Genomic DNA, 12799 nt, shown 5'->3' with positions numbered 1-12799 from the left:
ATGAGGGTAGGTTACGCAGTTTTATTCGAAAATCGTGGCCTACCCCCCTCTATCACTTACATTCAAACAATTGAATTATCTACAAAAAATGATGCCTCATAGGCATCCATCTTGGCTAACCATAAAGCTAGCAGGCACCAAAAAAAATAAAACCACGTTATTAAAGAGCAAACCATCAATAGAGCAACCAAATAAATCTGTCCCTTTACCGTTATTTTTCCTGAAAAAATAAATCTCTACCCTTCCCTTACGAGCAACGTCGTTATATTAATGTATTACCTATACCTGCAACTTTCCCTTTCAATTTCGCGCCACTTAACTTTCGACAACCTCAACCAATACTCCGTGAGCTTCTTTCATATAACAGGAATAGTCTTCACCTGCATACATCAAAACCCCGCTATCCCACCACCCCTCCCCTTCGACCAAAGCTATACCTGGCTGTAATAAATCTTTAAATTTTTTATCCACGGAAATAACTTTTTCGCGCAACTCCTTAAAATTCTCTGAGCTGGAAATTGCTGAGCTATTCAACAACTGCTCTAGCAACCCTCTTACCCTAATTTCGTTTCTATACTCAGAATAATCCCAACGATATCCATCTTGGCATTCATCAACAAAAAAATCCCACCTTTGAACTAATGAGTTAAAAGTCTCATTACCAAATCCGAGCTTGGTCAGAATAGTTGAACACAGCTCAAAAATATTCTCGTTTATCATAACTGATCCTTGAAATATTTTAGCCTTGCTGCAGCATCACCGTCAGGCCTAAAGAAAGTGTTTATTTTACCATTCCGCATAACGCCAAAATATCCAGTGGACGGTTCAAACCTTAGGACAGAGCCATCTGCTCGAATGCCCTGCTGAATCCCTTCTCTACTGGATGGCGCCCAAAAAGACCGTGCAGCACTGACGTATGAATCCAACGAAGTGAACTCGGACATATCAGCACCATCTATCTTCGCCACCGCTTTACCTTTTCCGCCCAATATTACTCCTTGGGAGTGTTTGGCATAATGTTCAAATGCTTTTCGACCGTTGGTGAAATCAGGTAATAACTGGAGTGCCTTAGCTCCGCCGTTTTGAGCAGCGCCACCCGCAACAGCCAGCGCGCCCCCACCAAAAACACCAAACGCCGTCCCCCCGAGAGTAGCATTTCCGCCCGCCACTTCCGCAGCGGCTATTGCAGCCTGGTTGCATGCCAGCGGAGCAAACGCGCACCCCATCAGCAGCTCAGGTGTAGCTACTGCTAGCCCGAGCGCGCCAGGTATATAGACCCAACCAGCAACATAATCATGGCCCGGCCCCTCATACCCATCGCTTCTGGCCAAGGATCTGAACGCCTCAGAGATCTCATCAGGTGTCTTGCCTTGCTCGATCATTTCAGCGCCGAGACTGGTCGCAGCAGCTCCCCAATTACCGCCCATATGCTCAAAGGCATTGTAGCGCTCGGCATTCCCCGCCACCCAACTGGCTGTCTCGGGATCACCATTACCCAAAGCGCCTGCCAACACCCCAATAACTTGAGCGGTGGCTACTTTGAACTGAGGATTCGTAGCAAGCTGAGAATCCAGGTATTTACCAAGATTCTCTGTCGCGATAGTCGTCAATCCTTCCGCAGCAGCCCCTGCAAGTGCGCCTGTTTTAAAATCACCGCCCTTGGCAGATGAAAGTGCTCCGCCCAAGACAGCATGCATGAACACTTTTGAGGCTGTGCCAGGGCTGACTTCCAAATAATCCGCTAAATCACCGACTTGTTTATTTCCAAAAGCGGCTGTGAGATCGAGACCTTCCGAAATAGCCGCAGCACCGAGATTATCTTTTAAACTACCGCCGTTGATCGCAGTGTTAACGCTGCCTGTGACCAATGCATGTGTGCTGCTTCGAAGTACGTTCTCACTAACCGTATTCCAATCCAGCATGTTTGAGGAATAGCCTGGATTGTTGACACCATTGGCATTCAGAATCAAAGGGCCATCGGGATTCCAACCCGCCACGGCGGTATCTACGCCGGCCAAGATACCGCTTGTAACCATCTGCGTTGCATAGCCTTTAATCGCATTTTTATTGGTTGCGGCTTTCAGGCCCGCACCAATGTCTCCGCCGCCATTGATAGTGCCCACAGCAAAGTTGCTGGCCATGGCTCCGGCGAGAGGCCCCAGATAGAAGCTTGCGACAATCGAAATAATCAGCGCGGGTGCAGCACCTAAACCTGAGTGCTTGTAATCCCAACTGTCATGAATCTCCTTCACAACTCGCCAATCAACTTGGCCGTTGGCTTCGGCTTGCTTGATCCACGCCAATTGAGGTTCAGCTTGAACCATCGCATCAATCGTTTGGCTGACTGTCTTTTGATCAATTTGTTTGACGTCGATATTGATCTTGCCAGCAGCACGGATAGCTAACTCACCCTGAGCCATCATCTGTGTCTGACGCAGCGTCTCGTCCGTAGCGCCCTTCCCCTTGGCACTGTTCCATGCCATGTCACTCTTGCTCTTCTCGTGACTCTCCTGATGCAAATCCTTCACCGCCTCAAACGTCACCGCCCCACCACTGACAATCGCAATATCCCCGCCACTGTCGAGCTTCGCCGCTTGATACTTCTGATCCCCACCACTCTCCAGCGTCAGGTCTCCCCCCGTCTTGATCTCACTGCCGACATTTTTCACATCGGTCACTTCATCCCGCTGGGTCTTCTTGCTGCCCCACCCGCCTTTCTTACTCATGTCATACAGCGAATAATTACTGTCTTGCGCGGCGAGCAGTTGCAGTTCGTTGTCGGCATGCACGTAGGCTTCGTTGCCCGCGCTGATTTTGCTGGCGACCAGGGTCAGGTCGGTGCCGGCCACGGCGATCAGGTCGCCGCCGGCTTTGAGTTCGGCGCTTTGTTGGGTGACGTTGTCCAGTTGGGTGGTGGTTTTTGTGTCGCCTTTTTTGCCTTTGGAGTAGTCGTGCTGTTCGTTGGCGGCGGCGGCCAGGGTGAGGTTTTCGCCGGCTTTGACGCTGAGGTCTTTGGCTGCGCTGACGGTGCTGGCGACCACGGCGATGTCGCGTCGGGCGTCGATGGCGAGGTTGCCGCCCACCTCCACGCTGGAGCCGTGTTGCAGCAGGGTTTGCTCGGTGCTTTTGACCCGGCGGCGCTGGTAGGCGGCGCTGTCTTCTTCGGTCTGGCTGGCGATCACTACGTCGCGGCCTGCGGTCACGCTGGCGTTGCCGCCCGCTTTCAGAGTGCTGCCTACGTTGAGCACATCCCGGCCGGCGTTGAGCCTTAAGGTATCGGTTGCTTCGAAGCGTGACGCATCGCTGACCACGTCGTCGCGCAGTTGGAATTTCTCGCCGTCGCGCTTGAAGGTGGTGACGGTGCGCTCGTTGATGATGTCGCCGGTCACAGCCGTGGCACTGATGTCGCGGCCGGTGATGATGCCGCCACGGCTGTTGCGGATCGAGTCGGTGGCGAGCATTTCCAGGCGGTTGCCGGCTTGCATCAGGCCGCTATTGTCGATGTTGCCCGCGACCATGCTCAGGTTGTTGGTGGCGCGCAGGGTGCCGCTGTTGTGCAGGTCGCCGCCGCTGATCAGGCTGACGTCCTGGCCCTGGATCAACGCACCGTTGGGCGCCAGGCGGTTGTTGGCCTGGGCCAGGTATAACACCGGGGTCAGGACTTTCTCCCCGTTGACCTCGGCCTCTTCCATCCAGACGATGTCGTGGGTCAACGCCGCGACTTGTTCTGCGGTGAGCGACACGCCGAGCTGCAGGTTGAGCGAGTCCTTGTAGGAGATGGCGTTGTCCATCAGGTAGCGGAACAGCGCGTCGTCGCTGGCGATGCCGTTGATATAGCGCTGGCCGGTACGCGCCACCACGGCTTCGCGGATCAGGCGTTGCTCGTAGAGGCCGTCGCCCAGGCGCTTCCAGCTGGCGTCGGGGTTGTAGCCGAGTTTGCCGAGCAGGTAGTCGGAGCTCATGAACTGCTTGAGGTCGGTGAGCGCCGGGTTGGTTTCGATCAGGTATTTGTGGCTGTTGTCCACCGGGGCGATGTCTGGCACACCCTGCACGCGGGTGACCGAAGGCGCGCGGCCGTCCAGCACCAGCGGGCCCTGGCCGTTTACCGCGCCGCTGACCGGCTGGCCATCGAGGCTGAAGCCGCGCTCTTGCACGGCGCTGTAGTCGAGGGTTTTCTCGCGCTCGGCGGCGCTGACCACTCGCCCGTTCACGCTGAAGTCACCGCTGCCGGTGGCGGTTTTACCCGCTGCGCCGGCTTTCGCGGCCTGGCCGCTGAGGCGGAACAAGCCGTTCTGACTGGTCGGCAAACTGAAGCCCGGCAAGGTCACCGGGTTGACCTGGCGCTGGGCAAGGTCCGGCGGCAGTTGCGCGGTGATCGCCGGTTTGACCGTGGAGGCAAACACGTCGGAGTTGGTATTGCGGTTTTGCGCCGGCGTATTGATATCCGTGGCGTTGGCGCGGATCACGCTGTTGTTGATTTGCTGCGTAGCGTTAACGGTGACTGATCCAGCCGCCTGAATAACAGCGGGGGCAATCACACGTCCGGCGGTGGCGACGACATAGCTGGAATCGTTGTAGAAGTTACCGATCCCGTCCCTCAGCTTGGCGATGGTCATTTCGCCGGGACGGTAGTCGGCCGAGTTGGGGTTGTTGTAGAGGTTGAACTGGTTCCTGCGGATGATGAACGTGTTGTAGACGCTGTCGTTGCGGGTATAGAACTCCGAGTCGAAGTGACGATCCTCGCCACCGGCTGCGCCTGTGTTGTTCAGTACACCGGTATCGATCTGGATATTGCCCGCAGCCGAGATGGAGCTGTAGAGGTTGTCGACGGTTTGCGCGCCAACGGTCAGGCCTGCGCCCGACGAGATGTACGCCGTGGGGGAACTGCCGGTGACGACGTCCTCGTAGCGCTCAACCGAGCGGAAGTGCACTTCACAGCCCTTGCCGTCACAGAAGTCGTCGTAGTAGGTGTCGAAGCTGCCCGACACCAGTTTCATTTCGGTGCTGAATTGGTCGCGACGGTTGCTCAGGGTGTCGGCCAGCAAACGCATGTTGCCGGTGCTTTCCAGGGTGCCGGAGACGTTTTCGATCAGGGCGCTGCGCCCATTGGCGTCGTCGCGAGCGATGTCCAGGCCGCCCAGGCTGTAGACGTCGCCATAGCGGTTGCTGAAATCACTGACACGCAACGTCATGTCGTTGCCGCTGAAGATCAGGCCCTTGTCGTTGAGCAGGTGAGTGGCGTTCAGGCGGACCTTTCCAGCGCCGCCCAGGGTGCCGTAATTGTTCAAGGTGGTGGCGTTGACGGTCAGGTCGCCGATGGCGGTCAGGCGTCCGCGATTGTTCAGGGTGGTGCTGTTGATCTGGGTAAGTGCACCACCGGCAATGCGTGCGTTATCGCCGAGGTCCATGCGGGCGCTGGTAAGGCTCATGGCGCCCAGGCTGCTGACCCGACCATTGCCGCTGTAGCCACCGGTCAGTGTCAGGTTGAGGATGCCGTCACTGGCCAGCAGGCCTTCGTTGGTCCAGGTGCCGCCGATGCCGGTCAGGCTTTGTGCGCCCAGCAACTGGCCGCTGGCGGTCTGGGTGAACTCGCCGATGTCGAGGTTCAGGCGTGCAGCCTGAATCACGCTGCTGTTGGTCCACTTGGCGGCCGTGATGTCCAGTTGGCCGCTGGTGATGAAGCTGCCGCCGGCTCGGGTGACCTGGTCGGAAGTCAGGTCGAATGTGCCGCTGCCGGTGTGCACGATGCGCCCGCCGTTGTTGTCCAGGCTGGCCGCTTGCAGGTTGAGTTCTTCGTTGGCGCTTTCCAGCGCACCCAGGCGGTTATCGAACAGCCCCAGTGTGCTGATGCGCGTGGAACCGGTGCGGCCCATGGCCCGCAGGGTACCGCCCACGTTGCTGATGGTTTGCGCGGTGAGGCTTAGGGTGTCGTCGCTTTCGATCAGGCCAAAGCGGTTGCTCAGGGCGCCTGTCAGGCCGAAGTCGATGGTGCGCGCGCCGACCTTGCCGCCGTTGCCGGCAGCCGTGCCCTGGTTATCGAAATCCTGGGCCGTGACTTTGAGCAAGGTGTCGGCATACACACCTCCACCCTGGTTATTCAAGCTGCTGGTGACGATACGGTTTTCACCGGCCAGGGCCGAGAGGTGCCCGAGTTGGTTGAGCAAGCCGCCGTTGGCGGTGATGTCCAGCGATTGCGCCTGGGTGATCCCGCTGCCGTTGTCGAACAGGCCGCTGACCAGTTTGATCCAGCCCTTGCTGCTGTTGAGTATGCCGCCGGCGGTGTTGGCCACACTGGCTGCTTCCAGGTCCAGGTTGCCACTGAGGCTGTCGACCCGGCCACCCTGGTTGTTCAGGGCGCCACTCAGACGTAGCCGGTTATCGACTTGGCTTTGCAACGTGCCTTTCTGGTTGTTCAGGGTACGCGCAGCCAGATCAAGCTTGCCCTTCTGGCTGAAAATCAGGCCGTCCTGCTGGTTGTTGATGTCACCGGCCAACAGCTTGATCACCAGGTCTTTCTGGCTGGCGAGGGTGCCTTTGTCGCGGTTATCCAGACCGTCGGCGAGGGTCAGGTCGAGCCGGTCCTGGCTGACCAGTTGGCCGCCACGGTTATCCAGGCTCGATGCGTTCAGCAGCAAAGCTGCGCCGCTGGCCAGACGGGCGTTGTTGGCGTTGATCAGCGCACCGCTGAGGGTGCCTTCCAGAGTGCCCTGGCTGATCAGTTGACCGGCGCTGTTGTCCAGGCTTTGGCCAACCAGGGTGATGCTGGCAGCACTGATCTGGCCGCCACGGTTGAGGATTTCACTTTGGGCATGGTTGAAGCCCAGGTGCTGACCGGCGGAAATCAAGCCGCCGTTGCTGTTGTCCAGGCGGCCGGTAACGGTGAGGCTGACATCCGCCTGGCCGGAAATGATCCCTTGATCATTGTTCAGGCTGGCCGCGCTGATGGTTTGCTCGCCCTGGCTGACCAGCGCACCTGCCGCGTGGTTATCCAGCGCGCCGGTAAGCGTGGTTTGCAAGATGCCGCTCTTGCTCGACAACGTGCCTTCGGCGCTGTTGTCCAGGCTGCCGCCGACGACGGTCAGGCCATTCCAGCCAGAGATCAAACCCTTGCCAGCGTTGACCACCGTATCCGCTTCAAGACGCAATTGATCGGCACTGAGGATGACCCCGCGATCGCCGTTATCGATGCGCTTGGCGGCCACGCTGAATGCCGTCTGGCTGGAGATTTCGCCTTGTTCGCGGTTGGTCAGGTTGGCCAGGCGCGCGAAGGTCAACGGCCCTTTGGCGCTGATCAAGCCCGCGCTGTTGTCCAGATCACCGCCTTGCAGATCGAGGCTCACGGCGCGCTCGCCGATCAAGCGGCCCTGGCGCTGGATCAGCTTCTGGATCGTGAGTTTCAAGTCGCCCTTGGACGAGATTTCACCGTCCTGGCTTGAGTCCACACGCTGGCCCGCCAGGGTGAGGTCGCTTTGACTGTTGATCAGGCCCGCGCCGTTGTCGAGGTTGGCGACGGTCAGGTTCAAGGCGTGCTGGCTGCCGATCACGCCACTGCGGTTATCCACATTGGCGGCGGTGATTGTCAGGCTGCCATCGCTGACCAGTTGCCCGCCCTGGGAGTTATTCAGTGCGCCGGTATTAAGGGTGTGGAACGTGCCGGCAGAAAGCCGGCCCTTGTCACTGTTGTTCAATGCACCCGACGTGGCATTCAGGGCAGTGGCGGCAGAAATCAGCCCCTGGTTATGGTTGTCCAGAAGGCCGGTGACTTTCAGGTCCAGCGCGCCACGGCTGGCGAGGGCGCCGCCGGCCTGGTTGTCCAGGCTGCCTGCATCCACCTGCAAGAGGTTCTTGGCAGACAACACACCTTCAACGCTGTTATCCAGCGCCTTGGCGATGCGTACCTGAAGGCTGTCGCCACTGATGACTTTGCCGCCCCGGTTGTTCAGTGCATCGGCCGTCAACAGGAAGGATTGGGTGCTGGAAATCTCGCCGCCCTGGCTGTTGTCGACGCTGCCCAGGTTGCTCAGCAGCAATTGGCCGGGGGTCGCAATCAGGCCGTGGTCGCGGTTGATCAGTTGCCCGTGGCTCAAATCCAGATCGATGTGGGTATCGCTGACCAACTCGCCACGATCGTGTTGGTCCAGCCCGGTCATGGTGGCCTTGACCGTGGACTTGGCAAAGATTGAACCTTGCTGGCTGTTGTCCAGTTGCCCGGCATTCAGGCTGATGCCGGCGTCACTGCTGATGCTGCCGCGCTGACTGTTGTCCAGCCCCGCACTGCGCACATCAACCTGTTGCTTGGCGCTGATCACACCGCCCTGGCTGTTGTTCAGCGCAGCGCTCACCAGCGTGGCCGTGCCATCGGCCAGCAGCTTGCCCGCCTGATTGTTCAGCTGGCCGTCCGTTGTGATCGACAGCGCGTTGGCGGCGGACAGAATGCCGCCCTGGCGGTTGTCCAGCGTGCCAGCCTTGACCGTTAACGTGCCTTCACTGAGCAAGGTGCCCTGATCATGGTTGAGCAGGTCGCCGCTCAGGTTGATATTCAGGTCTTTCTGGCTGGTGATGCGGCCGCCCAGGCTGTTATCCAGTTGACCGCCGTTCAGCACGAGGCCGTCGCGCCCGGCCAGCAGGCCTTTGCTCTGGTTGAGCAGGCGTTGCACGGTCAGGCTCAAGCCGCTGTCACCAATCACCTTGCCAGCATTGTTGTTCAACTGGTCGGCCACCAGCAGCACCTTGGCCTGGCTGGAGATCTCGCCTTGCTGGTTGAGCACGCTCTGGCTGCGCAAATCAACGCCGTTGGTGGCGGCGATGAAACCGCCGTTGCGGTTGTCCACCGAGGTGCCAATAAGGCTCAGCGCGCCTTCGCTCACCAGCTCACCCGCTTGCTGGTTGAGCACGCCGACGGTGGCCTGCAGATCACCCTTGGCACTGATCCGACCCGCGCTGTTGTCGAGTTGGTTGGCATTGAGCGTCAACCGGCTATGACTGCTCAGTTGGCCGCCATTGCTGTTGTCGACGCTACCGCCGGTCAGGGTCAATGCCCCATCGGCGATCACCTGGCCGCCCTGGTTGGCCAGAGTATCGCCGTGCAGCGCCAGGGTGGTTTTACTCGATACCAGTCCAGCCTGGGCGTTGTTCAGCTGCCCGACCCGAACCTGCTGGGCCCCTTGGCTGACCAGGTTGCCTTGATTGTGATTGTCGAACAGCCCGGCGATGGTCGCGGTCAGGTTGCCCTGGCTGGCGACGGAGCCTTGGTCGCTGTTATCCAGGCTTGCGGCTTGCACCGTCAGCAGGCTGGTGGCGGAGAAAATCCCCAGGCGGTTATCAATGGCGCCGCTGGCGGTCACGTTGAGTTGGCTGCCCAGCAGTTTGCCGGAACGGTTATCCAGCGACGTGGCGCTTAGGGTGGTTTGCTGGGCGGAGATTTCGCCCGCCCGGTTGCTCAACGGCCCGGCCGTTACCTGGGCCTGCTCTTGGCTGGCGACCAAGCCATTATCGTTGGTCAATTGCCCGGCGTTGAGCGTCAGGCTCTTGAGGCCGATCACTCGGCCGTTCTGGTTATCCAGGGCAGCCGTCACCGTGACGTCGGTGCTGTTATCGCTGTGCACCAAGCCAGCCGCGCGGTTATCCAGGCCGGTGGCGTTGACTTTGAGCGCCTCGGCCCCCAGAACCCTGCCGCCCCGGTTATCGAGCTGGCCTGCGCTGACCACGGTGTTCACACCGCTCAATGTGCCGCCCTGGTTATTCACGGTCTGCGCAGCGGTCACCATCAGGGTGCGACTGGCGACCACGCTTTGGGTGTTTTGCACACTCGCCGCCGTCAGGTTGACGTCGCCGCTGGCATTGCGGCTTTCATCGCCATTCACGCCGGCTTCGATGATGCCGTTGTTGATCACCTGCCCGCTGCTGGTCAGGCTGATGCTGTCGCGCGCGGCGAGGCTTTTCTGGTTGCTCAAGCCTGTGGTGGTTTGCGCATCGATTCGGGTGCCCGCGTAGATCGCGCCCGTGGCATCCAACTGGTCGGCCTTGATCACCACCGCTTCGCTGGCCTTGGCATTGACCATGCTCAACCGCCCATTGGCATCGAGCTGAATATCCCCACCACTGGCCGCCAGCGTGCCATCGAGCTTCACCCCCACACCGGCCTCGGTGCCCACCAGTTTGATCGCACCCGCATACATGCCGCCCAGGGCCGAGGAGTCGATCGCCAGCTCGGGTTTGGCGCTGCCGTCATCGGCGCGTGGGGTGGTGTTCAGACTTTGCGCATCGACGTCGTTGCGCCCGGCGATCACGTTGAGTTCGCGCGCGTTGATCTGCGCGTTGATTTTGGCCGAGCGGGTGATGATGTCGAAGCGGTCGACGTTGCTGGCGTTCAGGCCTTCGCCGTCGATGGTCACGGCGCCGCCGTCGACCTGGTAGCTTTTCAGCTGGCCGGTGGGGTCGAGGACCGGTTTGCCGGTGGTCAGGGTCACGTTCGGCGTGTTGATAAAGCCGCAGCCGCTGCAGGTAATCCCGTACGGGTTGGCGACGATGACCTTGGCCGACTGCCCCGCCACTTCGGTGTAGCCGCGCAACTGGCTGGCGCTGCCGCCGTTGACTTCGTTGAGGATGACGCTGGCCGCGCCGCCCTTGAGGTTGGGGTTGCCGACGATGTAACCGCCCAGCTGGGTGTTGACCAGGGTGCCGGTGGCGTTATTGAGGATCACGCCGTTGGGGCCGACGTTGTACTGCTGGAACTGGTTATGGGACAAGCCTGCGCCGTTGGGCGTCGCGATATTCACCACCGGCACGCCATTGCCCGCCGCACCCACCGTGGTGCCTGGCGCGCTGACCACAATGCCCTCGGCCTGGGCCAGCAGCGGCTGCCAGAACAGCGCATTGGCGAGGATCAACGCCAGCCCGCGCTTGGGCAGGCCGAAGAACGCGTTGCGCGGCTTCAGGGCGGCAGAAGGTTGGCGGGCCAGGAAGGCGAATTGGCGAACGTCCATTGTCAGGTTCTCATTGCAGCGGGGCGTTGAATTACAGGAAGAAATCCATGCGGAAGTAGATCGGCGCTTCGCGCTCGGTCACGACCCCAGGTCTTTCTAACGAATGGGCAAAGGTCACGCTGGTGCTGACGTGTTTGCCGCGGGCGAACAGTTCCAGGGAGTTGCTGGAGACCCGCCCATGCGAGTTGTCGTTGTAGCGGTCGTTGCTGATCACGCCCTGGTCGTAGCCGACGCTGGCGCCGTATTCGAAAAAGGCCGGGCGCATCCAGTCGAGGGTCACCGGGCGCGCCCAGCGCACTTCGTTGCGCCAGTAGCCGCCGCTGTCGCCGGTCAGCAACTGGTCCTTGAAGCCGCGCACCGAGGCCGAACCGCCGAGGCTCATGCGCTGCGGCGAAAACAGGATGTCTTCGCTGCGTTGGCCGGTGGCCAAGCTGCTGAAGCTGAACGACTCGCCCCACAGGCTGAACGGTTGCAGGTAGCTGACGGTGGCGGTGTATTTGCGGTAGCGCGAATTCGGCTGGCGGCGGCCGAGCGGGTCGCGCTCTTCCTGCGACTGGGCGTCGAGCAGGCCGATGCCGTTTTGCATGCCCAGGTCGAGGTTGACGAACGCGCTGCCAATACGGCGGCCGTGGTTGATGCCCAGTTGCAGTTCGCTGAGGCGGTTGCTGCTGGGCGCGGTGCGCACGTCGAGGAGGTAGTTGTTGGTGCGCAGGTGCGCCAGGCCGACGTTGACCGAGGTCTTGCTCACGTCATCGCGATGAATCACCCGCTCGGCGCGCAGTTGGTGGTTCTGGTTGTCGCCGTCCTGCTTGTACTTGGCGTTATCGGCCACGATGTAGGTGCGGTAGTCGCTCTCGTTGTAGCTGTAACTGAAGTTCCACCAGCCCCATGGCACGTTGTAGTAGAGCAGGGTGTTTTTCGAGGTTTTCTGATGGTCGCTGATGGCGTCGTGGCCGCCGCGCAGCATCAACTGGTCGCCCAGGCCGAGCGGGCTGTCCCACTCAAGGCCGGCGCCCCATTGCTGTTCGCCGGTGCTTTTCTGGCCGTCGTTATTGCGCGACAGGCTGGCGCGCCAGGGCTTTTGTGGGGTGTTCTTGACCACCACGTCGCTGCCGCCGACCTGGCTGCCGGGGGTCAGCTCCATCTGCGCCTGTTTCGACGGCAGGCGGTTGAGCTGGTCCACCAGTTGCTCGATCTCGCGCAGGTTCAGCGCCTCGCCGACCTTGCCGGGAAAGGCCATGGCCAACTCGCGCTCGGTCACCGTGCTGCCTTCGGCGCTTTTCAGGGCTTCGAGCTTGCCTTCCACCACCAGCACTTGCAGGTGGCCGCTGGAAAGGTCCTGCTGCGGCAGGTAGGCACGGCTGGTGACGCGGCCTTTGCCGAGGTAGTAGTCGGTGATGGCCTTGAGCAGTTCGTTGAGCTGGGACACGCCCAGGCACTGGCCGATATACGGCTTGAGCAGGCGCTCGCGGTCGGCGGCCGGCAGGCTGTCGGCGCCTTTGAGTTCGATATCCTGGATCGGGAAGCAGCGCGTGTCGGCGGGGGTGGCCGGGGCTTCGGGCTTAGCCGCTTTACCGGGCAGGTCCTGGAGTTCCTGCAGACGCCGCTGCTGCTCTTCGAGCAGGCGGTTTTGACGGTCGCGGATCAGGTCCTGGTCGCCGGGGGTGGGGGCGGCGAATGCGCTGTTCAGCGTGAAAAAAGTCAGCAGGCAGGCGCCCAGCAGCCGAGTCCATGGCAGGAGAAAGTACATGTTCGATCCGTCGATTTACAAAGGGTGGCAAATTAACATCGAAGCATGCGTCAGCCAATATCCC

The 12799-nt window shown here is 60.2% G+C and carries 3 protein-coding genes; all 3 read right to left on the bottom strand.

Annotated elements, in window-relative coordinates; genetic code table 11:
• Positions 1-315 precede the first annotated feature (315 nt).
• From C4J90_RS01650 to C4J90_RS01640, 3 genes are read right to left on the bottom strand one after another with little or no spacing between them, the layout of a single operon-like run.
• Positions 316-720, bottom strand: coding sequence for a hypothetical protein (locus C4J90_RS01650; protein WP_124419069.1), 405 nt, complete (start codon positions 718-720; stop codon positions 316-318).
• A complete protein-coding gene (locus C4J90_RS01645; RefSeq protein WP_124419068.1) occupies positions 717-10985 on the bottom strand; it encodes a filamentous hemagglutinin N-terminal domain-containing protein in 10269 nt (3422 codons plus the stop codon). The genes C4J90_RS01650 and C4J90_RS01645 overlap by 4 nt, the downstream gene beginning before the upstream one ends.
• Before the next feature lie 31 nt (positions 10986-11016).
• Positions 11017-12735, bottom strand: coding sequence for a ShlB/FhaC/HecB family hemolysin secretion/activation protein (locus C4J90_RS01640; protein WP_124419067.1), 1719 nt, complete (start codon positions 12733-12735; stop codon positions 11017-11019).
• Positions 12736-12799: the final 64 nt, after the last annotated feature.

It is taken from the genome of Pseudomonas sp. R2-60-08W (assembly GCF_003852335.1).
Lineage (GTDB): Bacteria > Pseudomonadota > Gammaproteobacteria > Pseudomonadales > Pseudomonadaceae > Aquipseudomonas.
Note: the sequence above shows the minus strand (reverse complement) of the source record. Positions and strands in the feature narration are given on the sequence as shown.